This window comes from Salidesulfovibrio onnuriiensis, from assembly GCF_008001235.1.
Taxonomy (GTDB): domain Bacteria; phylum Desulfobacterota; class Desulfovibrionia; order Desulfovibrionales; family Desulfovibrionaceae; genus Pseudodesulfovibrio; species Pseudodesulfovibrio onnuriiensis.
Genome location: NZ_CP040751.1, coordinates 1,112,347 through 1,138,994 on the forward strand (window position 1 = coordinate 1,112,347; position 26,648 = coordinate 1,138,994).

General features: G+C 60.5%; 23 protein-coding genes and 2 riboswitches. Of the genes, 9 read left to right on the forward strand and 14 right to left on the reverse strand.

Going from position 1 to position 26,648, the window contains the following annotated elements; translation table 11 throughout:
* Positions 1-23 precede the first annotated feature (23 nt).
* The 3 genes from blaOXA (at position 24) to FGL65_RS05165 (ending at position 2,314) form a co-directional block, all read left to right on the forward strand.
* The gene (gene blaOXA / locus FGL65_RS05155) at positions 24-848 is read left to right on the forward strand and encodes a class D beta-lactamase (protein WP_147819983.1); all 825 of its coding nucleotides are present in this window, start codon (positions 24-26) and stop codon (positions 846-848) included.
* Between the two features lie 77 nt (positions 849-925).
* Positions 926-2,110 carry a bifunctional glutamate N-acetyltransferase/amino-acid acetyltransferase ArgJ gene (gene argJ / locus FGL65_RS05160; RefSeq protein ID WP_147819984.1) on the forward strand — a complete coding sequence of 395 codons (1,185 nt, stop codon included), beginning with the start codon at positions 926-928 and terminating at the stop codon, positions 2,108-2,110.
* Between the two features lie 3 nt (positions 2,111-2,113).
* On the forward strand, positions 2,114-2,314 hold the full coding sequence (locus tag FGL65_RS05165; protein WP_147819985.1) for a tautomerase family protein: 201 nt from the start codon (positions 2,114-2,116) through the stop codon (positions 2,312-2,314).
* A gap of 487 nt (positions 2,315-2,801) precedes the next feature.
* Here the strand turns inward: FGL65_RS05165 and FGL65_RS05170 are convergent, their stop codons facing one another.
* The 10 genes from FGL65_RS05170 to FGL65_RS05215 form a co-directional block, all read right to left on the reverse strand.
* Complete coding sequence (locus FGL65_RS05170; protein WP_147819986.1) at positions 2,802-5,684, reverse strand: DEAD/DEAH box helicase; 2,883 nt, start codon at positions 5,682-5,684, stop codon at positions 2,802-2,804.
* Between the two features lie 3 nt (positions 5,685-5,687).
* Positions 5,688-6,446 carry a phospholipase D family protein gene (locus tag FGL65_RS05175; RefSeq protein ID WP_147819987.1) on the reverse strand — a complete coding sequence of 253 codons (759 nt, stop codon included), beginning with the start codon at positions 6,444-6,446 and terminating at the stop codon, positions 5,688-5,690.
* A 23-nt stretch (positions 6,447-6,469) separates the two neighbouring features.
* On the reverse strand, positions 6,470-7,618 hold the full coding sequence (locus FGL65_RS05180) for an ATP-grasp domain-containing protein (RefSeq protein ID WP_147819988.1): 1,149 nt from the start codon (positions 7,616-7,618) through the stop codon (positions 6,470-6,472).
* Positions 7,615-8,994: a sigma-54-dependent transcriptional regulator gene (locus FGL65_RS05185; RefSeq protein WP_147819989.1), complete on the reverse strand. Its 1,380-nt coding sequence runs from the start codon at positions 8,992-8,994 to the stop codon at positions 7,615-7,617. Before FGL65_RS05185 ends, FGL65_RS05180 begins: the two co-directional genes overlap by 4 nt.
* A gap of 67 nt (positions 8,995-9,061) precedes the next feature.
* Positions 9,062-10,390, reverse strand: a complete 1,329-nt coding sequence (gene radA, locus FGL65_RS05190) for a DNA repair protein RadA (RefSeq protein ID WP_147819990.1) — start codon at positions 10,388-10,390, stop codon at positions 9,062-9,064.
* Positions 10,391-10,431: 41 nt separating this feature from the next.
* Positions 10,432-11,790, reverse strand: a complete 1,359-nt coding sequence (locus FGL65_RS05195; protein ID WP_147819991.1) for a protein kinase domain-containing protein — start codon at positions 11,788-11,790, stop codon at positions 10,432-10,434.
* A complete protein-coding gene (locus tag FGL65_RS05200) occupies positions 11,791-11,988 on the reverse strand; it encodes a tautomerase family protein (protein WP_147819992.1) in 198 nt (65 codons plus the stop codon).
* 83 nt (positions 11,989-12,071) lie between these two features.
* The gene (locus tag FGL65_RS05205; protein WP_147819993.1) at positions 12,072-12,953 is read right to left on the reverse strand and encodes a hypothetical protein; all 882 of its coding nucleotides are present in this window, start codon (positions 12,951-12,953) and stop codon (positions 12,072-12,074) included.
* Positions 12,954-13,049: 96 nt separating this feature from the next.
* On the reverse strand, positions 13,050-13,577 hold the full coding sequence (locus FGL65_RS05210) for a cyclic nucleotide-binding domain-containing protein (RefSeq protein ID WP_147819994.1): 528 nt from the start codon (positions 13,575-13,577) through the stop codon (positions 13,050-13,052).
* Entirely contained in the window at positions 13,574-14,755 is a 1,182-nt protein-coding gene (locus FGL65_RS05215; RefSeq protein WP_147819995.1) for a potassium channel family protein, read from the reverse strand. Before FGL65_RS05215 ends, FGL65_RS05210 begins: the two co-directional genes overlap by 4 nt.
* Before the next feature lie 167 nt (positions 14,756-14,922).
* On the opposite strand from FGL65_RS05215, the gene FGL65_RS05220 reads away from it, so the two are divergent.
* Positions 14,923-15,375: a YaiI/YqxD family protein gene (locus tag FGL65_RS05220; protein ID WP_147819996.1), complete on the forward strand. Its 453-nt coding sequence runs from the start codon at positions 14,923-14,925 to the stop codon at positions 15,373-15,375.
* A 136-nt stretch (positions 15,376-15,511) separates the two neighbouring features.
* Here the strand turns inward: FGL65_RS05220 and FGL65_RS05225 are convergent, their stop codons facing one another.
* From FGL65_RS05225 to serS, 3 genes are all read right to left on the reverse strand, one after another.
* Positions 15,512-16,057 carry a hypothetical protein gene (locus FGL65_RS05225; RefSeq protein WP_147819997.1) on the reverse strand — a complete coding sequence of 182 codons (546 nt, stop codon included), beginning with the start codon at positions 16,055-16,057 and terminating at the stop codon, positions 15,512-15,514.
* A gap of 291 nt (positions 16,058-16,348) precedes the next feature.
* On the reverse strand, positions 16,349-17,050 hold the full coding sequence (locus FGL65_RS05230; protein WP_147819998.1) for a hypothetical protein: 702 nt from the start codon (positions 17,048-17,050) through the stop codon (positions 16,349-16,351).
* A gap of 420 nt (positions 17,051-17,470) precedes the next feature.
* Positions 17,471-18,748, reverse strand: a complete 1,278-nt coding sequence (serS, locus tag FGL65_RS05235; protein WP_147819999.1) for a serine--tRNA ligase — start codon at positions 18,746-18,748, stop codon at positions 17,471-17,473.
* A 161-nt stretch (positions 18,749-18,909) separates the two neighbouring features.
* Between serS and FGL65_RS05240 the strand changes: the two genes are divergently transcribed.
* Positions 18,910-19,953 (forward strand): hypothetical protein, encoded by a 1,044-nt coding sequence (locus FGL65_RS05240; protein ID WP_147820000.1) that lies wholly within the window; start codon positions 18,910-18,912, stop codon positions 19,951-19,953.
* Here FGL65_RS05240 and FGL65_RS05245 read toward each other — a convergent pair.
* Complete coding sequence (locus FGL65_RS05245; RefSeq protein WP_147820001.1) at positions 19,950-20,366, reverse strand: hypothetical protein; 417 nt, start codon at positions 20,364-20,366, stop codon at positions 19,950-19,952. The two genes, FGL65_RS05240 and FGL65_RS05245, sit on opposite strands and share 4 nt — an antisense overlap.
* Before the next feature lie 249 nt (positions 20,367-20,615).
* Here FGL65_RS05245 and FGL65_RS05250 point away from each other — a divergent pair, with 249 nt between their 5' ends.
* The 4 genes from FGL65_RS05250 (at position 20,616) to FGL65_RS05265 (ending at position 26,608) form a co-directional block, all read left to right on the forward strand.
* The gene (locus tag FGL65_RS05250; RefSeq protein ID WP_147820002.1) at positions 20,616-21,101 is read left to right on the forward strand and encodes a CinA family protein; all 486 of its coding nucleotides are present in this window, start codon (positions 20,616-20,618) and stop codon (positions 21,099-21,101) included.
* 305 nt (positions 21,102-21,406) lie between these two features.
* Positions 21,407-21,587: riboswitch (cobalamin riboswitch) on the forward strand.
* Between the two features lie 152 nt (positions 21,588-21,739).
* Complete coding sequence (locus FGL65_RS05255; protein WP_147820003.1) at positions 21,740-23,800, forward strand: ribonucleoside triphosphate reductase; 2,061 nt, start codon at positions 21,740-21,742, stop codon at positions 23,798-23,800.
* A 50-nt stretch (positions 23,801-23,850) separates the two neighbouring features.
* Positions 23,851-24,087: a hypothetical protein gene (locus FGL65_RS05260; protein WP_147820004.1), complete on the forward strand. Its 237-nt coding sequence runs from the start codon at positions 23,851-23,853 to the stop codon at positions 24,085-24,087.
* A 138-nt stretch (positions 24,088-24,225) separates the two neighbouring features.
* Positions 24,226-24,388, forward strand: a riboswitch (cobalamin riboswitch).
* Between the two features lie 159 nt (positions 24,389-24,547).
* Positions 24,548-26,608 (forward strand): ribonucleoside triphosphate reductase, encoded by a 2,061-nt coding sequence (locus FGL65_RS05265; RefSeq protein WP_147820005.1) that lies wholly within the window; start codon positions 24,548-24,550, stop codon positions 26,606-26,608.
* Positions 26,609-26,648: the final 40 nt, after the last annotated feature.

Here is a 26,648-nt window from a genome sequence, read left to right on the forward strand (position 1 = left end):
ATAAATCACCATAGGAGACACCCATGAAACGAGTGATTCTCTTGCTTGTCCTGTGCCTGTGCCTGGGCTGCGCCAAAAAGGCGGTGGAACCCGCGCCGGAAAAAACCGCTCCAAAAACCGTTGCCGAGGATACGTCCGCGCAGCAGGTGGAGCGCACTTTGTCGCCTTCCTGCGTGGCCGTTTACGACCTCAAGGCCCGGCAATGGGACGTGGACAACAACGACCGCGCCTCCGAGGCATTCTTGCCTGCGTCCACCTTCAAGATCCTGCACACGCTCATCGCCTTGCAGTCCAGCGTGGTCACCAAGGACGAGGTCTTCAAGTGGGACGGCGTGAAGCGCAATTATGAGCCCTGGAACCGGGACCTGACCCTGGAGCAGGCCTTCCGCCATTCCGCCATCTGGGTTTTCCAGCGCATTGCCAAGCGCATCGGCAAGGAGCGCATGCAGAACTACGTGGACCTGGTGGGCTACGGCAACGGCGATATTTCCGGGCAGCTGGATTCCTTCTGGCTGGACGGCAAGCTGCGCATCACGCCCCGCCAGCAGGTCTGGTTCCTCACGCACCTGTACCAGAACGACCTGCCGTTTTCCTCCGCGCACATGGACTACGTGAAGCGGCTCATGCGCCGGGACAGCGGCAAGGGCTGGACCATGCACGCCAAGTCGGGCTGGGCCCAGCGCGCCAAGCCGCAGGTGGGCTGGCTCGTGGGCTGGGTGGAAAAGGACGGCAGCCCGTGGTTCTTCGCCACCAACGTGGAGATCAACCAGCGCAGCGATGCGGCCAAGCGGTACGCGCTGACCGAGACGCGGCTTCGTGAACTGGACGTGATCCCTGCGGAAAAGTAACCGAAAATTCGCTTGGAAGCCGGACCTGGCTGCGCTATTTTGCAGCGTCGGACACATAACCTTTTCGGAGAATTACGATGACAGTCATGCCTAAAGGCTTCAGGTTCGCGGCCATCGAGGCCAACCTGAAATACAGCGGCCGCAAGGACCTTTCCATGCTCGTGAGCGATACGCCCGCCTCCGCAGCGGGCGTGTTCACCACCAACAAGTTCCAGGCGGCCCCCGTGCTGCACTGCAAGGCCATGCTCGAACGTTCGCGAAAGCAGTCCGCCTTTTTGGTCAACGCGGGCTCGGCCAACGCCTGCACCGGAGAAGAGGGCATGAACAATTGCCGCGAGGTCCTGAGCCTGGTGGCCGAGGCCACGGGCGTGCCCGCCGACGAGATCCTTCCGGCCTCCACCGGCGTCATCGGCCTGCAGTTCAACATGGACAAGTGGCGCGCGGCCATGCCCGCCCTGGCGGAAAACCTGGGCAAGGCCACGCCCGAGAACGTGTCCGAGGCCATCATGACCACGGACACCCGGCCCAAGCTGGTATCCACCTCCGTGGACCTCTCGGGCGGCGAGGTCCGTCTGTTGGGCATGTGCAAGGGCGCGGGCATGATCAGCCCGAACATGGCCACCCTGCTGGCCTTTGTGTGCTGCGACGCGGACGTGGATCCTCAGCGCTGGCAGGAGATCCTGGAGTACTGCGCGGACAACAGCTTCAACCGCATCACCATTGACGGCGACACCAGCACCAACGACAGCTTCATGGGCCTGGCCAACGGCGTGTCCGGCGTGAAGGCCGAGTCCGAGGAGGACCTGCGCACCCTGTGCGACGTGCTGCTGCGGCTCTCCCAAGAGCTGGCCTACATGATTGTGGAGGACGCCGAGGGCGGCACCAAGGTGGCGCGCATCGAGGTGCGCGGTGCGCGCGACGAGATCGACGCCGAGCTGGTGGCCCGGGCCATCGGCTGTTCGCCCCTGGTCAAGACCGCCCTGTTCGGCTGCGACGCCAACTGGGGGAGGATCATGTGTGCGGCCGGGTATTCCGGCGCGGAGTTCGACCCCCAGGCCGTGAGCCTGGAAGTGGGCGGCATCTGCATCTTCAAGGACGGCATGCCCGTTCCCGGCGACATGGACAAGCTTCTGGAACCGGTCATGAACGAGGTGGATATTCCCATCACCGTGACCCTGGGCAGCGGTTCGGGCACGGCATCGCTGTTGGCCTCGGACCTGACCAAGGAGTATGTGGAGATCAACGCGGACTACCGGAGTTAGCCCATGCCCATACTTACCGTAAAAACCTGGGCAGGCATCAGCGAGGACCAGAAGCGAGACATGGTGGAGACCTTCACCCGCGAATCCTGCCGCATCCTGGACTGCAAGCAGGAGCATGTCATGGTCGTCATCGAAGAGGTGGACCGGGCCAATTGGGGGTTGGAAGGGGGGCTTGCAAAGGATTTGTATCCGAAGAAGGAATAGCCCGCCTCTTTGTTCCATGCCCTTCCAGGGCAATATCCCCGTGCAGCAGCATTCCTTGGTTTGAGAACCATTTGAGGAAAGGAGGAGAGGGAGGGGCCTGCAGCCCCTCCCTCTCCTCCTTTCCTGCGACCTATCCTCCTCTCCCACCCCGCCTTTGCCGTGCGTCGGCCCTTTGCCTAATACACTGAGTATCCCTCCTGTTCGCCGTGGCGCGTATTCTTCAGTCTGCAATTTAAAAAATCTTATAATTGCGATGAGCTAACAATCTACACTCTACCACGTTGGCAACTGACAGGTGGTACATACTTGGTGGGAGCCTCCACGTAGAGTGTGCACTTGTAGCCCGCTCAATAGACCGAAGCCTAGAGCTGTTTTTTGCCTTCTTTTTTTCTGCGCCAGCAAAAAAAGAAGGTCGCCCGAGGGGGCGAAACCCCTGAGCGACCGAGTTACTTCTCTTGGTGACTGCGCGTCAGCGCACCCTCCGTCACTACCAGCTCACCGGCAATTTCACCTTTTGCCCGGCCTTGTTGGTAAAGAAGACGTACCCGTTCTCGCGGCCGAAGAGATACACGTCGCGGGTGACGATCACGTCCTGGCGGCAGTACTCGGTGATCAGGTCCAGGCGGCCTTCCTTCCACCATTTCAGGGCCATGAGCCCGTCCGCGGACTTGCCCGCATCCAGGGTGGCCTGGGCGATGTTGTCCAGCTTGACCCGGTAGCCGAGACGCTCGTGCACCTTGACCAGCAGGTCCAGGCTGGGCAGCGCGCGGAACTTGAACGGGTGCAGCCCGCCCAGCACGGCATAGTCGAATTTGATGTGGTTGAAGCCGATGACCAGGTCGAGCTCCTGCAGGTGTTTGACCAGGTCGTCCATCTGCTCCTGCTCGTAATCATACATCTGGTCGGTTTCGGAGTCGTACAGGCAGGCGATGGACACGCCCATGCGGTCGGCCCGGTTCCAGCCGCCCACCTCGTCGGCGCTGTAGCGGGTTTCGATATCCAGCACGCCGTAGCGGTTGGGCGTGGCGGGTTTGTCGTCGTAGTCGAGCAGATTCACGTCTATATCCTTGGGTTTGATGGTCTTGGGGTCGCCGGAGAGGATGGCCTCCAGCACGAACTGGGACGCGGCCTTGTCAATGGGCCGGTTGCCCGATCCACATTTCGGCGAATGCACGCAGGAGGGGCACCCCAGCTCGCATTCGCAGTCCCGGATGGTCTTGAGGGTGGTTTTCACCAGCTCGTCGGCCTTTTCAAAGGCCTGGCGCGTCAGCCCCGCGCCCCCGGGCACGCCATCGTAGATGAATACGGCCGGGCCTTCCACCTGCTCGTGGAGCGGGGTGGAGATGCCGCCCAGGTCGTTGCGGTCGGTCATGACCAGCAGGGGCAGGATGCCGATGGCCGCGTGCTCGAAGGCGTGGATGCCGCCCATGAAATGCAGGAATTCGTCCTCGCAGCGCTGCCGGATGTCGTGGCCCACCTCGAACCAGACGCCCTCGGTCTCGAACACGTTGGGCGGAACCTCCAGGGGTACGATGCCCAGCAGCTTGCCGCCGCGCACGGCCCGTTTCTCGTAGCCCGTGACCTGTTCGGTGACGCGCAGCTTGCCGAAGAATACCCGGGTGCCGAAGCAGGCCTTCTGTCCCAGCACCTGCAGGATCTGGGTGGACTTGTTCTTGCGTACCCGGGTGTAGTAGCCGACCTTCTTTTTGACGGCCAGCACCGCGCCCGCGCCCGAATCCACCTCCTGGATCACGTAGGTGTCGCCCCGGTGCAGGTAGACCGCGCCCGGATGGGTCTCCATCCAGACCCGGTACTGGTCCGTGGTGCCGATGATCGGGGCCTTTTCCCCGCCCCTGGTCACGTCCTCGATATGCAGGCTGTGCCCCGCGCTGCGCAGGTCCACGTCCCGGTGCGGCCGCTTGCGGTGCGAAATGATTTCCATGGGCAGACCGGGCGCGTCCGGCACCACCTCGAAGAGCTGCCCGTCCCGTATGAGAAATTCCACGCGTTCGGACATCTCAATGGGAGCCAAGAAACTTTCGCCTCGGCGCATGGTCATTTCTGCCGCCGCGCAGATGAGGTGGCGGTCCATGACCACCGGGTTGAACGGGTTGAGCATGACCGATTCGGGCGGCCGGGAAAAGAAGTCGTCCGGGTTGCGCATGAAGTACTGGTCCAGGGCGTCCTCCTGGGCCACGAGCACCACGGCCGAGTCCTGCCGGGCGCGTCCCACGCGGCCGCCGCGCTGCTGGGTGGCCATGACCGTGCCCGGGTAGCCGACCATGATGCACAGGTCCAGGCCGCCGATGTCGATGCCCAGTTCCAATGCGCTGGTGGAGATGACCGCGAACAGGTCGCCGTCGGACATGCGCTGCTCTATCTCGCGCCGTTCCTCGGGCAGGAATCCGGCGCGGTAGGCGGAAATCTTGTTCTTGTACGGGCCGGAACGCTCGGCGCACCACATGGCGATGAGTTCGGTGAGCTTGCGCGACTGGCAGTAGACGATGGTGCGCATCTCCCGGTGCAGGGCGGACTGCAGAAGTTGTATGGCGGCCTGGGCCGGGCTGTCGTGCGGGTTGAGAAAGACCATGTGCCGCGCACCCTGGGCGGCCCCGGATTCCCGGATCTCGTGCACCTCCAGACCGGTGAGCATCTCGCACAGTTCGCCGGGATTGCCCACGGTGGCCGAGCAGAACACGAAGGTCGGTCGGGAACCGTAGTATTCGCACAGCCGCAGCAGGCGGCGGAAGACCATGGCCATGTGCGAGCCCATGACGCCCCGGTAGGTGTGCACCTCGTCCACCACGATGTGTGTCAGGCCGGAAAGCATCTCGGCCCATTTGTCGTGGTGGGGCAGCACCGAGAGATGGACCATCTCCGGGTTGGTCAGCAGCACGTTGGGCGGGTTTTCCCGGATCTTGCGCCGGAAGTGGGGCGTGGTGTCGCCGTCGTAGATGGCCGCCGTGGGGCGGCGTTCCTCGGGCATGAGCGCGGCCAGCCCGTTGAAGCTCTTGAGCTGGTCCTGGGCCAGGGCCTTGAGCGGGAACATGTACAGGGCCTTGGCGTCCGGGTCGCGCAGGCATTCCTCGATGACCGGCAGGTTGTAGGTCAGGGTCTTGCCGCTGGCCGTGGGCGTGGCCACCACCACGTTGCGTCCGGCCCGGATGTAGTTGTGGGCCTCGGCCTGGTGGGAATAGAGCCGGTCGATGCCGAGGGTTTCCAGGGCGTGGCGGATGGCCTTGTGCCAGGGCCTCTTGGGCTCGGCAAAGCGCGCCTCGCTGCCGGGCAGCAGCCGGTGGTGGGCCACCTGATGGCCCAGCTTCTCGGATTCCAGCAGGGCCTGGATGTATTCCTCGACATGGTTGATCATCAGTTAATACGGAGGTTCCTTGTAAATCTTTGGTCCGAGTGTCTGAACAGCCTCGTATAGTGTGCGATCATTGCTGAACATCCATTCAAATTCGCTGTTCAGCTTTTCAATTACTTTTCCATCCTGAATTCGTACGCAAGACTCGTAGCTTTTGTTAAACCCGCTATAGGTGAAGTTTAACGACCCTAAGAAAGCAATTTCATCATCGATGATGTAGTACTTAGCATGTGCGAGATATGCTTCGTCTGCTTTAACTTCATTGGGAGAAACTACAACCGCAAATCTGAGATTTTGAGAATACGTATAATCGTAAATTCGAATCTTTCCGTAAAAATTCCGAACTATGAAACTTAGCACGCTTGCGGCAAGGAATGCCCATCTCCACCGAATGAAATGCTCCGCAATCTGAAAAGAGCCAAATTCAAAATTAAAGGAAGCGCCAAAAAGGAGGAGAAAAACCAATCCAAGGGTCAGGGTGACAAGACGCCCCTGCTTGCGCTTTTGCAAAGCATCTTCACGGGCATGTCGATGCTGGTTGATGAGTTTCTTATAAAACCCATTATTAACGGCTTCGCTGGTGGTAATCATGCTCACATCAATGTTGCGGGAGCATTTGTCCACAAGGAGATCAAGGAAAGAATAAGAGACATACGGAGAAAAGACCTTCACGCTTTTCCGTGCGTTTTTAAGTGCCTCTTCAAGTCCTTTCCCAGCGTTTCGTCCTATGTATAGTTCACAAGAATCGACAGTCGTTCTGAGCATTCCCAACCCCAGATTGAAAGCAATCACTTCAGATATTTGGTGAAATCCTCGCGCACGATTTGGTGCAGCGCGGGCAGGTTCTCCTGCGAGGTCTCGGCGAAGATGAAGGCCAGCACCGGGAATTCGCGGTAGTCGATTCTGCGGAACTCCAGCACGTTCTCGAACAGGCGCTCGATGCCGTCCCAGTCCACGGAGCGGATGGCGTTGCGGTCCACGGAGGAGGGCAGGTCGGCCACGACCATGCTGTAGGTCTTGCCCCGGCGCGGGGCCAGGATGGACGGCCAGTCCGGGCGGCGATCCTGGAAATAGTATTCGTACGGGTCGAAGCCCCAGGCGTGGGCGGTGATGTCGGCCACGCACCAGCCCGCAAAGCGCAGGGGGTTGGCCTCGATGGGCAGCACGTTTCCGTCCCGGTCCACGCGCACCTCGATGTGGGATGGGTAGTTGCGGAACCCGCAGGCATCGCCGATGTCCTGCATGACGCGCGTGAAGCGTTCCAGATGCGCCTCGATGATTTCCGGCGAGGTCAGATAGAGCCGGTCGCCGACGTCGTCGCCCGAGGCGAAGATGTGCTTGAGGATGTTGAGCAGCACGGCGTTGCCGTCATTATCCCAGTACACGTCCATGGCGTACTCGTCGCCGTCGATGGCCTGCTCCACGATGAATCTGCCCGCATCCACCACGTCGGCCGGGTAGTTGGCGTTGAATGCGGCGATCTCGGTGCGCAGTTTTTCCAGGACAGGAAGCCAGTCCTCGGCGGTATCCACGCAGTGCACGCCCATGCTGAAGAAGCCGCGGGCGGGCTTGACCACCAGCGGGAATCGCAGCGTGTCCGCGTCCATGGATTCCAGCTCGTCCAGGGAGCCGGACGTGAACCAGTAGTCGCGGAAGATGGCGGCGGTCAGCTCGCGGAACCGGACCTTGTCCTTACAGGCGTGCGCCATGCGCGGGATGTCCGTGTGCCCGAAGAGTTCGAACACGTCCTGGAGCGTGCTTTCCGAGTTGGTGTACAGCCGCCTGCCCAGGCCGGCGGCAAAGGTCTTGGCGTCCGCGTATTTGAGTTCGTCGCCGCACAGGGCGCGGGCCTCGGGCGTATCAAGAACCGCGAGCCCCTGTCTTTCGACCGAGGCCCGGAGAATGTCGGAAACATAGGGGGGAGCGAGAACAATCATTTGGCTTTTCCCAACAGTCCGTATTTTTTGAGCTTGTATTGCAGGTTACTTTTGGACAGGCCGAGCATCTCGGCGGCCTTGACCTGTACGAATTCGCTGCGCACCAGGGCGCGGCGCACCAGGGCTCCCTCGATCTTGTCCATGGTGTCGGCCAGGTTCAGGCGCGCGGGCAGGAGGTCCACGGCGCTCTTGAACTGGGATTCCTCGTCCTTGATCTCGGGCGGCAGGTCGTCCGTGTCGATGGTTTCGGTCCGGGACAGCACCGTGCAGCGCTCGATGACGTTTTCCAGCTGGCGCACGTTGCCCGGCCATTCGTAGGCCGAGAGATAGTCCATGGCCGCAGCCGTGAACCCGGTGAATTTCTTTTCGTTTTCCTTGGAGTACTTGTCCAGGAAGTGGTCGGCCAGGAACGGGATGTCCTCGCGCCGCTCGCGCAGGGGCGGCAGGAAGATGGAAACCACGTTGAGGCGGTAGAACAGGTCCTCGCGGAACTCGCCCTTGCTCACGGCCTCCTGGAGATTCTTGTTGGTGGCGGCCACGATGCGGATGTCCACGTCGATGGTCTCGGCGCCGCCCACGCGTTCGATCTGGTGCTCCTGGAGCACGCGCAGCAGCTTGACCTGCAGCTCCGGTGTCAGTTCGCCGATCTCGTCCAGGAAGAGGGTGCCCTTGTTGGCCTGTTCGAAGCGTCCCTTGCGCATGGCCGTGGCCCCGGTGAAGCTGCCCTTCTCATGGCCGAAGAGCTCGGATTCCAGCACGCCCGGGTTGAGGGCCATGCAGTTCACGGAGATGAACGGCTGGTCCTTGCGGGTGGAGTTGTCGTGGATGGCCCGGGCAATGAGCTCCTTCCCCGTGCCCGATTCCCCCATGACCAGCACCGTGGACTTGGTGGGCGCGGCCCGGTTGACCATCTCCAACACCTCGCGCATGCCCTTGCCGCGCGCGATGATGTTGCCGGACCCGAATTTCTCGGCCAGTTGCTGGCGCAGGCGCACGTTGTCCTGCTGGGTTTCCGCGTAGCTCACGGCCTTGGACAGGGAGAGCAGCAGTTCCTCGTTGGCGAACGGCTTGGTGATGTAGTCGAAGGCGCCGATGCGCATGGCCTCCACAGCGGACTCCACGGACCCGAAGGCGGTCATGATCAGCACCGGAATGTGCGGGTAGTTCTTCTTGCAGTGCTCCAGCACATCCTGGCCCGTGAGCTTGGGCATCTTCATGTCCGTGAGGATCACGTCCACCTCGGAATCCTCGAGGTAGGCCAGGCCCATTTCCGGGTCGGACAGGGTGGTCACGTTGTACCCTTCGTCGTCCAGGATGCTTTCGAGGATCAGCAGGTAGTTTTTTTCGTCGTCGAGAACCAGTATGTTCGCGGCCATTATATCTCCAAAAGGCGAGGTTGAATTCGTTTGTAACGACTTGGTATAGCCCGTCGGGCCTCACTCTTCAAGTCGGTGCATTTCCCTTGCCGAACAGCCGCTGCTGCAGGGCGGCGAGAGTGCGGCAGGAATCCGGATGCACGCCCTGATAGCCGAGCCGGTCGCACTGCTTGAGCCGGGTTTCGTGGGCCGTGACCGGGCGTACCTGTCCGTTGAGGTCGACCTCGCCCCAGAACACGGCCGCCTCGGGCAGGGGCTGGTCGAAGAGCGAGGACAGCAGCGCCGCCACCACGGCCAGGTCCAGGCCCGGGTCCTTGGTGGCCAGGCCGCCGCTGACCTTGGCATAGATGTCGTAGTTGCTCAGGTTCAGGCGCAGCCGTTTCTCCAGCACGGCCAGCAGCAGATGCAGCCGGTTGGTGTCCAGGCCCAGGGCCGTGCGGCGCGGGATGGACAGGTAGGAGCGGCTCACCAGGGCCTGCACCTCCACCACAAAGGGCCGCTGTCCGTCCACTGCCATGGCCACGGCCGTGCCCGAAAGCCCGGAATCGCGCGTGCCCAGGAAAAACGTGGACGGATCCTCCACCACCTCCAGGCCCGTGTCGCGCATGGTGAAGACCACCAGTTCGTCGCTGGGGCCGAAGCGGTTCTTGAGCACCCGCAGCACGCGGGAGAAATGTTTCCGGTCCCCCTCCAGATACAGCACGGTGTCCACCATGTGTTCCAAGAGCTTGGGGCCGGCGATCTGCCCGTCCTTGGTCACATGGCCCACCAGGATGAGCGTGGTGCCGGTCTTCTTGGTCCTTTCCACCAGTTCCTGGGCCACTGCCTTGACCTGGCTGACGCTGCCCGGGATGCCTTCGGCGCTGGGCGAGGCCAGGGTCTGCACAGAATCCACGATGAGCAGTTCGGGCGGGTCGCTTTCCAGGATGTCCAGGGCGTCCTCCACCCGGTTGGAGGCCAGGGCCATGAGTCCCGGACCCAGCAAGCCGAGACGGTCGGCGCGGGTGCGCAGCTGGGGCAGGGATTCCTCGCCCGAAAGATACACGGCGTTGCCGTGCATGACGGCCTGCTTGCCCGCAAGCTGGAGCAGGAGGGTGGACTTGCCGATGCCGGGCTCGCCGCCCAGCAGGATGGCCGCGCCGGGCACCAGCCCCTTGCCCAGCACCGTGTCCAGGGCGTCGATGCCCGTGGGCCGCGCCTGATGGTCTTCGGGCTTGAGATCCTCCAGCAGGGTGGCCTTGTTCACCACCTTGGGGTCGCGCACGGCCCGGGACGACTTCTTGTCCACGGTGAGCGGCTCCAGGGTGTTCCATTCCCTGCATTTGGGGCACTGGCCCGCCCATACGGACGACTGGGCCCCGCACTCGGAGCAGCGGTATATCTGTTTTGTCTTCATTTATATTTTCTCTTCAAGCTTTTTTGTTGGGCTGAATTTCATCAGCCCGCCACAGCCTTGCTGTAGAATCGGCACGTCAAATCCTGCCACCAGATAAAGCCCAGTTCGGCGTCCGCATACCATGCGGCGGTAAAGGCCTTGCGGTCCGCACTCCAGAGCCGGGAGCGGGCCTGGTCAAAGGCGGTTTCGATACAGAACCTGCCCGGTTCGGTGCTGCCCGTGAACAGGGTGGAGAGTTCCTCCACCGTGGGCAGCCGCCAGTCGTTGCGGCCGCCGAAATTCCGTTTGTTCAGGCGCTCCACGTGCTGCACGGCCCGCGGCCATGTCAGCGGATAGCGCGAGCCGGACTGTTCCCAGACCAGTCCGGTGCAGCGGTCGTGCACCGTGCCGTCGCCCGCGTCCTGGAAACCGCCGCAGCCGTATTCCAGGGGCCGCCATAGTTCGTCCAGGCCGAACGCCTCGCGGGCCTGTGCGGTGGTGAATTTCCCGGGGGCGCGGCGCGGCCGCCAGCCCGTGTCGTGGCGTTCCACCATGTCCTCGTCGAAATAGGAGCAGACCTCGCCCTTGTGCTCGGCCCAGGCCCGGGCCAGTTCGTCCTGGGCTTTGAGCATGTCCAGGGCGTCGGCAAAGCGCTCCTCGGGCTTGTCTGCCAGGGCCTTGGCGAAAAACGTGTCCCAGCGTGCATCCAGGTCCGCATGCAGGTTGGAAATATCCGTGCCGATGGCGCCTTCCTTGGGCAGCCTGCCCACAAGCATGCGGAACAGGGTTACGCCCACGGAATAGCAGTCGGACCGGGCGTCCGCGCTTTCGGGGTCGGCCTCCTGCTCCGGGGCCGTGTAATACGGCGAACCCACGACCATGCCCTTGTGGCGCGGGGTTTCCTCGCCGCGCAGCCGGCTCAGGCCGAAGTCGATGAGCTTGACCTCGTCATGGCCCTCCTGGGTTTCGGTCAGCATGACGTTGAAGGGCTTCACGTCGCGGTGGATGATGCCCTCGTAGTGCAGCCGGTCCAGCCCGGCGAGCATCTGGCGGGCGATGGACAGGGACCGGTCCACGCCCAGCAGCCGGGAAGGGCGCTCCACCTCGTAGTTTTCGCCCATGACCACGCCCAGGTTGTTGCAGTAGTAGTCCATGGCAAAGTGGGGCGGCCTGTCCTTGTCGCGCTCGCAGACATCGAAGATGCCGGTGATGTTGGGGTGGCCGATGGAGGCCATGGTCACGGCCTCCTGCAGGAACATCCGCTCCACGGTCTTCCTGCCCATGAGGTCCTCCATGATCTCGGCGGGCCTGCAGACCTTCAGCGCCACCACGCGGCCGGTCACGGGCATGGCCGCCTTGTAGACCGCGCCCATGCCGCCGCGTCCCAGCAGGCCGAGTATGCGATAGCGTCCGATGAACATTTATTGGTCCGGAAAGCGTTCCGAGCACAGCTCGCCCGCCGCGCCCCAGTTCTCTTTTGGGATTTCAACGATGATGACCGAGACCGCCTCGCGCGGGCAGCCCAGCACGCGGCAGGCCGTTTCGGTCATGGACTGGACCAGGTCCAGCTTCTGGGCCTTGGTGATGCCCTCCCAGGTCTCGACGCGCATGATAGGCATGAATGCTCCTGTGAATTGAATGCGTGAATGATCTCGCATCTTGTACCCAAGGCGGAAGGCGGTGTCGAGGCCCGGGCGAGTGTTCAGGGGCGTGCATCCCGGCCCAGCCTGAGCCACAGGGTCGCGTCCTGGAGCGGTGTCTGCTTGGGCAGGAAGGGGTTTTCCAGGTGCAGGATCACGGCGTCGTCGTATTTGGAGAGGGGGAAAAGCGGAGCCGTCACCGGATGATTTTTCATCAGTTCCAGGAAGGAACCGTCCTTGATTGCCTCGCGCAGCCCCGTCTCGATCCGCTTCGCCAGAGGGCCGTCCGCCCGGCTGGTGAAGAAATACATGGGTAGCGGGTAGGCGATGAGCAGGGAGTCGAAGGCCACCAATCCCCGGTCCGCGACCTGGGTCTGTTCGGCATAGACCTCGTTCACTCCCCTGGGGAAATAGTCGACCCGGCATTTTTGGACCATGTCGTACATGAAGGAAAAGTTGGGCACCCGGTACACCTTGAGCCCCGCATGCTCCAGGATGTCCGAGTCGGGCCAGTGCGACCCCTGCACCGCCGTGTATTTCCGCAGATCCGCCAGGGACCGGATTTTTGAGAAGTCGGCCGTGAATTTTTTGCAGATGACCGGCACCCGGTATCCCAGCAGTCCCCCGATCAGGGGTATCCTGACGGGCAGCAGATCCTGCTCGCGCTGGCGGTTGGTCCCGGCCCAGTCCACATTGATTGCCCCTCCGCTTCCCAGTTCCATGAGCGCACGGCCCTGAGCCACATTGAAGTTCGTCACCTTGATGCTGGCCGGACCGTATTTGGCGCACGTCTTGTCCAGGGCCAGCTGCAGGAGCTTGAGGTAATAGTCGTGGCTGGCGTCATCCGGCCCCTGGGGCGGACGCACCCTGATCACTGTTTCCTCGGCGAACAGCGGTGCCGGAGCAAGAAGCAGGAGGATGAGGACACATATCAAGCGATTCATGGGCGTTCCCCCGTTGCATACGAATCCAAGCCTGGGTTTCAGGGCATGCCGGACCGTAGGACGGACCGACGTTACCGACAATTATAGAGGACCTGGTCAGCGCGTTGCCTTGGTCCGGGAAAGGGCCAGGGCCAGGGCCGTGGACACCTTGATCAGCTCGCTGTTGCCCTTGCGGACGGTGCCGGCCATGCGCCGGGCAATGGCCATGATCAGCCGCGCGCCCAGTTCGGGCTCCTGCTCGGTGAGCCGGAAAAAGCGATCCCGGTCCGTGACCAGGAATTCCGCGTCGTCCAGCACCTGGATGGTGGCCGAACGAATGTCGCGGTCGATGAGGGCGATCTCGCCGAACAGGGGGTAGTCGTGCTCGTCCAGGGTGGCCAGCACCTTGCGCGAGGAACCCGCCTCCAGGATGGGCAGGCTCATGCCCGGCAGGAGCATGGACTTGGTCACGCGCACCCGGCCGTGCACGAGAACGAACATTTCGTCCCCCTGCTCGCCCTCGCGGATGATCTCCTGCCCGGCGGGCACGGAGCGGGGCTCGAAGATGGTCTTGGCCCGCTCGATCATGGGCGCGGGCAGCCCGTGGAACAGGGAGATGGCTTCCCAGGCGATGTCGTGTTTCATCGCGCTGCTCCCGGCTTGAGGAAGAGCACCGCGTCGTAGGCCTCGAGGCGTTCGTCGTCCGGCGGGTTGGCCAGCACGCGCGGCCCCATGTCTCCCATGCTCGTGTCCTGCCCCGAGTACTCGAACAGTTCGAGGATGAACTGGTCCAGGGCCGCGCCCTCGTCCAGCACGTCCTCCAGGGAAAGCTGTCTGCCCACCTGGCACAGGGCCAGGGGCAGCCTGCCGTCGCTGCGGAACCGGGCCATGAGCTGGCCCCAGTTGAGTAGCCGCTCCTCGCCGGAAAGGGGCAGGAAGTCCATGCGGTTGCTCCCGGCCATGCCCAGCATCTCCTGGACCAGGCTCCACATGGAGGGGTTGGCGCCTATGAGCCCCAGGATCTGGCTGGTGAGCCGCCCGAGCACCAGGATTTCGTTGACCCCGGCGCGCAGCAGGTGCTTGCGGTTTTCGGGCAGGGCCACCTCGCCGTAGAGCGGCACCTTGGGGGCCAGCTCGCGCACGGCCAGGGCCGCGTACAGGGTTTCCTGGTCCGCGTCCTTGGCGGACTGGTTCTGGGTCTGGGAAAGGAGGTAGACCACCTTGGCCCTGTGGGGCCGAGCCTTCTGGAGCACGGCCTCCTGGGTGACGCCGCCCCAGACGAAATGGAGCCTGTCGCCCATGTCCAGCTTGAAGGCGATGGATTCCCGTTCGTCCGGGCCCAGCGGATTGACCAGCACCAGGCCCGAGGCCGTCGAGTCGCCATGGCCGAGCACGCCGTTGCCGCGCAGGGCCTCCACCAGTTCCAGGCCGAAGTCGTTCCAGCCGACGATGATCACGTGATTGGACATGTTCACCTTGAGCAACCCCTTGCGCTTTCTGGCCTTGCGCTCCACGAGCATGGAGGCCAGGTTGCCTGTCAGGGTGGAGACCAGGCCGATGCCGCAGATCATGACGACCACGCCCATGAGCTTGCCGCCCACGGTGCCGGGCACCATGTCGCCGTAGCCCACGGTGGTCAGGGTGACCACGGTCCACCACAGCGCCCCGAACACGTCGTGCTCCGCTCCCCGGGAAACGTGCTCGAAGAACCAGAAACCGAGCGTGCCGAAGCAGAGCATGCCCAGGATGAGCAGGGTCAGTTTCCCGAAGGGGCTGCGGCACCATCCGAAGACGGCGTCGCGGACAATGACGGCTTGGCGCATGGCGTCCACCTTTTTCCGGTATTACCCCATTCTATGACCGAAGGGAGCATTGCCGTCAAACGCGTTAGTTTTTCGGGGGCGGCGGGGCTTTTCCTCCCGGGGCGGTCCATGGTAAGGCCAACCAGCGCGGTTTGCGCCGCAATCACCTCAACCAACGGGAATCATTCATGCACATCTGGGTCGATGCCGACGCCTGTCCCAACATCATCAAGGAAGTCCTGTACAAGGTGGCCGTGCGCCGCGAAGTGGCGGTGACCCTGGTGGCCAATACCCATCTGTCCGTGCCGTCCTCGCCACACATCGACACGCTTCGGGTCGGGGCCGGGTTCAACGTGGCCGACGACAAGATAGCCGAACTGGCCGAGCCGGGCGATCTGGTCATCACCGCCGACATCCCGCTAGCCGACAAGATCGTGGACAAGGGAGCCACGGGCCTGAACCCGCGCGGCGAGCTTTACACCGAGGACAACATCAAGGGGCTCTTGCGCATGCGCAACCTCATGGAGGAGCTGCGCAGCGGGGGCATGACTGCCGGCGGTCCCGCGCCCATAGGCCCCAGGGACAGGCAGGAATTCACCAACCAGCTGGATAAATTTCTGACCCGGGCGCTTTCCGCATAGCCCAGGGAGTATTGATCACGAAAAAAGGCGGCCCCGCATGGAGCCGCCTTTTTTCGCGATTTCAATAAGATTCTTTTTGAACTGTTTCTAAAATAATTCTCTATTCACGAAGGCCAAGGAGTACATAGCTTCCTAGTTATTGAGCAACATGGAATGCAATAGCTAATCCTTTCATGCCAACTGTCGCATTACGCAAGACGTCTTCTTGTGCAGCGATCATTGGCAGATCCTTTGCTCCATGAAAAAGATTGTTTCGGATGCGTGAACAGATAAAGGCAACGGCTTTTACTCTGGCTGTTTCATCTGCGTTTATATTTTCAATGATATGAATTGTTTCCTCTTCAAACCGGCGTTCGTGACCCATTTGAAATAATCCATCAAAATATCTTGCACCATCTTCTCCGGAGTATCTTTGTGCATAAAAACGATAGGCTTTATCGACATATTCATTTGATGACACTGCAAATTCTTTCATATAGCGATCAAAAGCCTTGCATCCAAGGCTGTCTCCGTTGTCGCCAAATCTATTGACGATTTTATTTTCGGCATACGACCACATCAATACAAAATCACTCACATAAGAGAAGTCCTGATTGGGATTATCAAAACCCTCGTTTTGGGCTATCCATCTTGCTATCATAAAAAATCCTTTTATTTCGCGTTGATAAAGCTTGGTTGGCATTTATAGTCATGTCGACTCAGTAGTATCGTTTAAAATATATATAATTGTCAATAAATAGGATAAAAGAGGATAAAAACCATCTATAAGACAGCCGTAGAACGTGTGCTGGTTTCACCCGGGCGCTTTAGCATAGCCTAGGCAAACCGTGCTCTCTAAAAAGCGGCCACTTTCGAAACAAGGAGTTTCCCACAAAAGACAGAAAAAGGCATCCATTCTTTGAAGGTCTTATAGTTGTGTTTCTCCGAGAGGTCGTATTTTTGATAGTAGGTTTGGAGGAATGCAGTGTTGAACTTAACAAGCAATAGCCTGAAATGTACAGGTCGTCAGTATCAAAATAGACGCGCAGGTGACAGTAATTGGACCAAAATAATCAAAAACCATGAACGTCCAGTAGGTCTTATACTGGTGTTTCCAAAATCCTTTTTCGAAACCGAGGAGTTGATTCCCTGCAAGACGGTTGAAGGCCTCAATGTTACTGGAGAGACTCGACAGTGCTATCAAATTTGGGTTGTTATTCGTGTCTACGTCCAATTTTTGAGGGTCTATTTCATTCACCTTCTCAATAGCTTGTATCAACCCATGTTGTTGCTCGTCCATGAAGATGGTCCTGAACGTAGTCTGCTCGACAGGAGAACTTACAGAGCTCATTCCCAGTTCACTACCGCGTGGCCGATTAGCCTCAGAATTCTTGAGTCCAGTCGAGCGAAGCCTCCAATGATCAAAAGTATTCCACCCAAGCATGAAGAAATAAACCATAAAATAGAGCGTAAAAACTATCAGGATGACGTTGATATGGTCCTTCGGGATCGTCAATGTCACACCCCAAATAGAGAACTCTCCGCCGAGTTGAGAGTCATAAAAAATTTGAAACCAGCAAAGCATGCTGAAGATAAGCATGTTTCGCCTAGTCCTGTATGTTTGCGAACTCAACTCAATGAAGGGATTTTCCTTCATGTAGTCGGTGCGGGCCTTCTTGTCTTCTTGGTCAGTCATGGTAGGCATCCTTGCTTTTGCATTATTTCAAGAACGATAACGCCAAATACATCCGTTGTCTTCTATTCAAAAAAGCAATCTCAGATTTCAAAATCGATAGAGGGAAAATAAATAACAGAAGCAAAGTATCTCATTGTTGAGGCCGAGGTCAGATATTGGGAAGACGCCGCTATCAACGGCGTTGAAGACTCGGAAGGCGACAAGGTTCCGTTTCGTGACGGCGCAATGTGGAAGCCGGTCATAGACCTTGAAAAAGGTAAGGTTTGCCGATCAGGTAACCTGGAATAATGTTTCGCCCATGAAAACGCCCCCCTGTTCGTTATGGCAAACAGGGGGGCGTTTGATTTTTAAGCGTTTTCGTCAACATTCACGGAAAGCGTCTTGGGCATGGAGCCGCCTTTTTATTTGCGTATGAAGCCGTTATTCCGGCCTGACGACCTCGAGGCCGCCCATGTAGGGGCGCAGCGCTTCGGGGATCACCAGGGAGCCGTCTTCCTGCTGGTAGTTTTCCAGCACGGCCACCAGGGTGCGGCCCACGGCTAGGCCCGAGCCGTTCAGGGTGTGCACGTACTGCTTCTTCTTGGAATCCCTGGGCTGGAACTTGAGGTTGGCGCGCCGGGCCTGGAAGTCCTCGCAGTTGGAACAGGACGAGATCTCGCGGTACTTGTCCTGGCCGGGCAGCCATACTTCCAGGTCGTAGGTCTTGGCGGCCGAGAAGCCGATGTCGCCGGTGCACAGGGAGATGACCCGGTAGTGCAGGCCGAGCTTCTGGAGAATCTTTTCCGCACAGGCGGTCATGGTTTCCAGGGCCTCGTAGGATTTATCCGGATGGGCCAGGTTGACCATCTCCACCTTCATGAACTGGTGCTGGCGGATGAGCCCCTTGGTGTCCTTGCCGTAGGAGCCGGCCTCGGAACGGAAACAGGGGGTGTGTGCCGTCAGCAGCAGGGGCAGCTGGTCCTCGTCGAGCACCTCGCCGGAGTAGAGGTTGGTCAGCGGCACCTCGGCCGTGGGGATCAGGTAGTATTCCGTGCCCCGCAGCTTGAACAGGTCTTCCTCGAACTTGGGCAGCTGGCCCGTGCCGGTCATGGTTTCGCGGTTGACGATGAACGGCGGGATGATCTCGGTGTAGCCGTGCTCCTCCAGGTGCGTGTCGAGCATGAAGGTGGCCAGGGCGCGCTCCAGGCGGGCCGCCCACTTGCGGCTGACCACGAAGCGTGCGCCCGTGAGCTTGGCCGCGCGTTCGAAATCGAGACCGCCCAGTTCCACGCCCAGTTCCCAGTGTTCCTTGGGCGTGAAGTTCATTTCCGGCTTTTCGCCCCAGTAGCGCACCACGGGGTTGTCGTCCTCGGATTCTCCGAAGGGCGTGGATTCATGAGGGATATTGGGAATGGCCATGAGCCATTCCTGTTCGGCGGCCTCCACTTCGGAGAGCTCGGCGTCCAGTTTCTTGATGCGGCCGGAAACTTCTCCCATGGCCTGGATCAGGTCGGAGGCGTCTTCCTTGTTGCGCTTGCGCTCGGCCACTTCCTTGCTGGCCCTGTTGCGCTCGGCCTTGAGCTCTTCCACCTGGCCGATGATTTCCTTGCGTTTTTCGTCAAGGGTCAGAAATTCCTGTACGTCGAGCTTGGAGCCGCGCTTTTTCAGGCTCTCCCGGACGATCTCCGGGTTGCTCTGCATGAGTTTCAGGTCAAGCATGGTAAATATTACTCCTGCGTTCGTTTTGCTCCCCCGCTGATACCCGAACTTGGCGAGGAATTGAAGCCCCCGGAAGCAGGGGAATGCGAATCCGCGTCCGGTTGACGGTTGCGGCGGAGCGGCTTATAGCGCAGCCAGAACCATATCAGAGAAGAAAGAGCATGTATCCCGTTTATTGCTATACGTCCGTCAACTGCTGCTACCTGCCCAAGGCGCGGGTGCTGGCTAAGACACTGAAGGCGGTCCATCCGGACTGGCATTTCACCTGCGTGCTGGCCGACCGGTGCGAGCTTGATATCGACTGGGCCGCCGAGCCGTTCGACGCGCTCATGACCCTGGACGATCTCGGCGTGGCCAAGGATGCAGGGTGGGTCTTTCGGCACAACGTGGTGGAGCTGTGCACGGCCGTGAAGAGCATTGCACTGCAGAAGCTTTTTGACCAGGGCGCGGAAAAGGTTGTTTTCCTGGACCCGGACATGGCCGTGTTTGGCCCCCTGGACGAGGCCGTGGACCTGCTGGACCGGAGCCCGGTCATCCTCACCCCCCATCAGATCGTTCCCCAGCAGGGGCTTGCCAACGTCATGCACCACGAGCTGTACAGCATGAAATACGGGGTCTTCAATCTCGGTTTTCTGGCCGTGGCCAATCGCGGGCAGGGCGTCGGGTTCGCGAAATTCTGGCGCGAGCGGCTGACCACCCTGTGCTTCGACGAGGTCTGCAACGGCATGTACACGGACCAGAAATGGTGCGACTTCGTGCCGGTCTTTTTCCCGGAAACCCATGTGCTGCGCGACCCCGCCTGCAATGTCTCCACCTGGAACCTGACCCGGCGTCTGGTGCGGGGCTCGTTTGCAAAGGGTTTCACGGTCAACGGGTCTCCCCTCAAGTGCTACCACTACACCAGCTACGACTCGGGCGAGGGCAGGGCCATCATCCAGCGCGAGCACCCGGACAACGAAGCTTTGGTGGAGCTCTGGGATTGGTATGACGGGCAGCTGGAACAGAACGGGCAGGGTGAGCTGGGCCATGCGCCCTGGTTCTACGGTCGTTTCGACAACGGCGAACCCGTCGCCAATGAGATGCGCATGGCCTACCGCCGCATTCCCGGCATGCTGCAGCGGTTCCCGAATCCCTTCCGCACGGGCGAAAGCTCATTCCTCGAATGGTGGAGAGAGGAAGGGCACGTCAGCCGTCTGGCTATTTAATCGATCCCCGTCGTCTTGTTGTAGAGGTAGGCCCGGTACACGGCCAGCATGGCCGCCAGCAGGGTCAGGCTCAGGAGCTCCCGCGCCCATAGCGTCCAGACCGTGAAGCCCAGGATCACCGCCCAGACGAGCGTCCGGAACAGTTTTTTCCCGTTCATGGGCGTGTTGATCCACTGCACTTCCGCCGCGATGAGCCGGTCCACGCTCCGGCGCCACCGGCCCGGGGGCATCGGGGGCAGGGGCAGGATCAGCAGTCCCGTGCCCAGTAGGATGAGTCCGGCGGCCACGCACAGGCCGCTGTGCAGGAGCAGGGCCAGGCCCATCAGGCACAGGCCGCAGCAATGCGCCGTGAAGTTCCACGGTTGCCGGTGGCGGCTGACGGCCAGGTCCAGGAGGTCGCGCGGGGTGAGCATGAGCCGATTTTAGCAGGCCGCCTGAAAATCGCAATCTGCTTTGCCTTCGCAAAAAATCAGGCCGCTTATGTATTGTGCAATACACTGCGTAACCTGGATTTTTGTGTTTTCGCGCACCTCACGCTTTTGAACGGCCCGCGGGTTGTGCCTCCCTTTGCCGGCAGGGCTTCAAAAAGGCTTATTGCAATTGATTGTCCCCTCTTTTAGAGAGTTGGGATCAATCTCGTATTCACATTCACGGAGGAATATATGGACAGAATGCTCATCCAGCGCGCGGTCCAGGAAGTGGGCGAGCTGCTCGGCCTGGAAAAATACACGCTGGCCACGGCCGAATCGTGCACCGGCGGCCTGCTGGCCAGCACCCTCACGGACGTTTCCGGCAGTTCACAGTGGTTCCGGGGCAGCGTGGTGGCCTATTCCAACGAGGTCAAGCAGGGGCTGCTCTCCGTCCCCGAGCGGGACCTGGCCGATCATGGCGCGGTGAGCGAAGCCGTGGTCAAGGCCATGGCAGAGGGCGTGAAAAAGGCCGTGGGCGCGGATGTTTCCGTGGCCATTTCCGGCATTGCCGGCCCCACGGGTGGCACCCCGGACAAGCCCGTGGGCACGGTCTGGATGGCCTGGTCCTGGCCCTATGGCACCAAGACCAAGATCTACAGGTTCGACGGCGGCAGGGACGCGGTCAAGGCGCAGAGCGTCATGGCGGCTATCAATGGCCTGATGGCCATCCTCCGGTAACGGCTGTCCAGAAGGGCTTGTCTGGTTCGTCGCTTCAGGAAAGGCAAATCCTCACGTATGATGAAATACGGTCCGGTTTGCCTTTCCTTTGCTCCTGCCATCCAAGCTCTTCTGAACAGCCGCGAGGATTTCAGTCTTTTGGGGGCTGGATCCAAAGCTGTTGAAAACCTGGCGGCGTAAATTTTTCGGTGCCTCATTGTCCGCCGGGAACGCTGCGAAAATTCTGTTTGAACAGCCTGTTGATAGGCCGTGGCGGGGATTTTCGGTTGACCTTCGGCCCCGGTCTTTGGTTATATTCTCCTGGTCAGAGCTTATTCACTTCAGGTGGCGTTTCACGCCGTAACCAAGAGGGAATCCGGTGAAAGTCCGGAGCGGTCCCGCCGCTGTAATCCCCGTATCAGTCCTGCTTGCGGAACCACTGCCGCAAGGCGGGAAGGAAAGCAGGATGGGGAGAGCCAGAAGACCTGCCTGAAGCATTTCCGAACGCGACGCAGTACGAGGATACTGCCTGCGGGCACGAAATATTTGCTAATCACAACGGCCACCCGGCCGGGCGGTTCCGCCGTCCTGTCCTCATCGATGGCCCAAAGCACGACATTGGGATTCACTCCTCGTGTCGTTTCGGAGTTTTTACTTACATGCCCAAACAGATTCTCAAGCGCGATGGCTGCATTGAAACCTGGTCCGTAGACCGCATCGCCGCCGCAGTTTTCAAGGCCCTCAAGGGCAGCGGCATCAAGGACCCCCTGCTTTCCAAGCGCCTGGCGCGCAAGGTGGAGGAGAAGCTCAAGGGAGTGGATGTCCCCGAGCAGGAGCAGGTGCAGGACATGGTCCAGCAGGTTCTCATGGAGGCCCGGCTCTACAAGGTGGCCGAGCGCTACATCATCTACCGCGAAAAGCGCCGCGAAATGCGCAAGCAGGACGAGACCTACATGGACGTCGCCGACATGGTGGACGCCTACCTGGACAACTCGGACTGGCGCGTGAGCGAAAACTCCAACATGGTTCACTCCTTTCAGGGCCTGATCCTGCACATGGCCGGATCGGTGCAGGCCCGCTACGTGCTGGAAAAGTATCCCGAGGAAATCCGGGACGCCCACAAGCACGGATACATGCACATCCACGACCTTTCCTTCGGCCTGGCCGGCTACTGCTCGGGCTGGAGCCTGCGCGACCTGCTGCTGGAAGGCTTCAACCTGCGCGACCGCTGCTGCTCGGCCCCGGCCCAGCACTTTGACGCCGCCTGCGGCCAGATCGTCAACTTCCTGGGCACCCTGCAGAACGAATGGGCGGGCGCACAGGCCTTCAACAACGTGGACACCTACCTGGCTCCGTTCATCCGCCACGACGGCCTGACCTACGAAGAGGTCAAGCAGCAGATGCAGAAGCTGATCTTCAACCTGAACACCACGTCCCGCTGGGGCGGACAGAGCCCGTTCACCAACTTCACCTTCGACTTTGCGCCCCCGTCGCACATCGCCAACGAGCCCATCATCATCGGCGGCGCGTTCCAGGACTCCACCTACGGCGAATACGCCGAGGAAATGGCTATGATCAACAGGGCCTTCCTGGAGGTCATGCTCGAAGGCGACGCGGACGGCCGCATCTTCTCCTTCCCCATTCCCACCTACAACGTGACCCCGGACTTCCCCTGGGAATCCGAGGCCGGGAAGCTGCTCCTGAAGATGACCGCCCGCTACGGCGCTCCCTACTTCCAGAACTTCATCAACTCGGATCTCAATCCCGAGGATGTGCGCTCCATGTGCTGCCGCCTCCAGATGGACCTGCGCGAGATCCGCAAGAAGACCGGCGGCCTGTTCGGCGCGGGCGACCTCACCGGCTCCATCGGCGTGGTCACCCTGAACCTGCCCAAGCTGGCCTACCTGGCCCACAATGAAGAGGACTTCCTGGACCTGATCACCGAATATTCGGAAATGGCGCGCGACTCCCTGGAGTACAAGCGCAAGATGGTCCAGCGCAGCCTGGATGCGGGCATGTTCCCGTTCTCCCGCCGCTACCTCAAGAACGGCTACAAGGGCCATTTCTCCACCATCGGCGTCATCGGCGGCCACGAAGCCTGCATCAACCTGCTGGGCAAGGGCATCGAGACCGAGGCGGGCGTGCGGCTCATGCGCCGCGTGCTGCAGCACCTGCGCCGCATCATCGTCCGTTTCCAGGAAGAGACCGGCAACCTCTACAATCTGGAGGCCACCCCGGGCGAAGGCACCTGCTACCGTCTGGCCAAGATCGACAAGGAGCTTTACTCCGACATCGCCACCGCCGGGGACGAGGTGCCGTACTACACCAACTCCACGCTGCTGCCCGTGGGCATCACCACGGACGTGGTTTTCGCCCTGGAGCACCAGGACCAGCTTCAGACCCAGTACAACGGCGGCACCGTGTTCCACTCCTTCATCGGAGAGGCCGCCCCGGACGAGGAAAGCGTCAAGAGCTTCCTGATCAAGTCCATGACCAACACCAAGATCCCGTACATCTCCCTGACGCCGACCTTCTCCATCTGCGAGGAGCACGGCTACCTGGCGGGCGAGCACTTCAACTGCCCGCACTGCGACAAGGAGGCCGAGGTCTACACCCGCGTGGTGGGCTACTACCGCCCGGTGTCCCGCTGGAACAAGGGCAAGCGCGAGGAATACAAGGAACGTTCCGAATATTCCATGGACTCTGTCTGCTGCGGATAAACTGACAATGGCCCGGGGCGGTTTTGCCGTTCCGGGCTTTTTGGAGGCCCATGATACTCAACTCCAACCAGCTCAAGGCCCTGCAGCAGCGCAACGACGAGGAACTGCGCAAGGGGGAATACGCCAAGCACGGCTACCCCGCGCACACCATTCGCGACCTGCTGCAGACCGTGGAATCCATGAAACGCGAGAAGAAGAAGTGGAAGAAGCTGGCCCAGGAGCGGGGGCAGGCCCTGAAGACCATTCAGGAGATTGCCGAGAAGATGAACGGCTCCAACGGCGACTGAACACGCGCTTCTTATATGCATCACAGGCTCCCGCACCGTTTGTTTCAGACGGTGCGGGAGCCTTTTTTTTGTTGTAATATCAAAGAATTAAATAAAATTATCGATTGACCTGTGTTTATTTGCGCGTATAATACGATGCGTAAAGAGCCAACTTTTGGCGGCGTTCGTCCATCCATGTCGGACGCCATCAGGAAATCCGGTGCAACCCCGGAGCGGTCCCGCCACTGTGAATTGCGGTCAAAACCCTGGAAAATGGATTTGCCGCGAAAGCCAGAAGCCCTGCCAGAAGTATTTCCCCGCCGACGCGGTACGAGGATGCCGCCTCAGGCTGCGAAACATCTTTTCCCTTCACCGGCCATGGGTCGAGCGGTGCGGCCGCCCGACAAGACAGCATGGCCCCCTTGCGACACAGAAAGCGCATGACTTGTTGCGCCTGGTGTCGTTTTCGGAGTTTTCTTACATGCCTCAACAGATTCTCAAACGTGACGGACGCATGGAAACATGGTCCACGGACCGCATTGCAGGAGCCATTTTCAAGGCCCTGAAAAGCAGCGACATCAAGGATCCCCTCCTGGCCAAACGGCTGGCCGGCAAGGTGGAGGACAGACTCGGGGACGCGGAAATTCCCGAGCAGGAGCAGGTGCAGGACACGGTCCAGCAGGTGCTCATGGAGGCCCGGCTTTACCGGGTGGCCGAGCGCTACATCATCTATCGCGAAAAACGTCGTGAACTCAGAAGGCAGGACATGACCTACATGGACGTGGCCGGCACCGTGGACGCCTACCTGGATAACTCGGACTGGCGGGTGAACGAGAATTCCAACATGGTTCACTCCTTCCAGGGCCTGATCCTGCACATGGCCGGATCGGTGCAGGCCCGCTACGTACTGGACAAGTATCCCGTGGAGATCCGCGACGCACACACCCACGGCTACATGCACATTCACGACCTCTCCTTCGGCCTGGCCGGATACTGCTCGGGCTGGAGCCTGCGCGACCTGCTGCTGGAAGGCTTCAACCTGCCGGGCCGGTGCAGTTCCGCCCCGGCCAACCACTTTGACGCGGCCTGCGGCCAGATCGTCAACTTCCTGGGCACGCTGCAGAACGAATGGGCGGGCGCACAGGCCTTCAACAACGTGGACACCTACCTGGCTCCGTTTATCCGCCACGACGGCCTCAACCACGAAGAAGTCAAGCAGCAGATGCAGAAGCTGCTTTTCAACCTGAACACCACGTCCCGCTGGGGCGGTCAGAGCCCGTTCACCAACTTCACCTTCGACTTTGCTCCACCGGCCCACATGGCCAACGAGCCCATCATCATAGGCGGTGCGTTCCAGGATTCCACCTACGGCGAATATGCCGAGGAAATGGCCATGATCAACAGGGCCTTCCTGGAAGTCATGCTCGAAGGCGATGCGGACGGGCGCATCTTCTCCTTCCCCATCCCCACCTACAACGTGACCGAGGATTTCCCTTGGGAAACCGGTCCGGGCAGCCTGCTGCTAAAACTCACGGCCCGGTACGGCGCGCCCAACTTCCAGAACTTCATCAACTCGGATCTCAATCCCGAGGACGTGCGCTCCATGTGCTGCCGCCTGCGCATGGACCTGCGCGAGATCCGCAAGAAGACCGGCGGCCTGTTCGGCGCGGGCGACCTCACCGGCTCCATCGGCGTGGTCACCCTGAATCTGCCCAAGCTGGCCTACCTGGCGCACAATGAAGAGGATTTTTTGGACCAAATCACCGAGTATGCGGAAATGGCGCGCGACTCCCTGGAGTACAAGCGCAAGATGGTCCAGCGCAGCCTGGATGCGGGCATGTTCCCGTTCTCCCGCCGCTACCTCAAGAATGGCTACAAGGGCCATTTCTCCACCATCGGCGTCATCGGCGGGCATGAGGCCTGCCTGAACCTGCTGGGCAAGGGCATCGAGACCGAGGCGGGCATCCGCCTCATGCGCAGAGTCCTCAAGCATCTGGGCGGGCTCATTGCCCGATTCCAGGAGGAAACCGGCAACCTCTACAACCTGGAAGCCACCCCGGGCGAAGGGACCTGCTACCGTCTGGCCAAGATCGACAGACAACTCTATGCGGACATCGTCACCGCAGGCGGCGACATGCCCTACTACACCAACTCAACGCTGCTGCCCGTGGGCATCACCACGGACATACTCTTCGCCCTGGAGCATCAGGACCAGTTGCAAACTCTGTACAACGGGGGCACGGCGTTCCATTCCTTCATCGGCGAGGCCGCCCCGGACGAGGAAAGCGTCAAGAGCTTTCTGATCAAGGCCATGACCCACACTAAGATCCCGTCCATATCGCTCACGCCCACCTTCTCCATCTGCGAGGAGCATGGCTACCTGGCGGGCGAGCACTTCAACTGCCCGCATTGCGGCAAGGAGGCCGAGGTCTACACCCGCGTGGTGGGCTACTACCGCCCGGTGTCCCGCTGGAACAAGGGCAAGCGCCGGGAATACGAAGAACGCACTGAATATTCCATGGAATCTGTCTGCTGCGGATAAACTGACAATGGCCGGGGCGGTTTTACCGTTCCGCACTTCT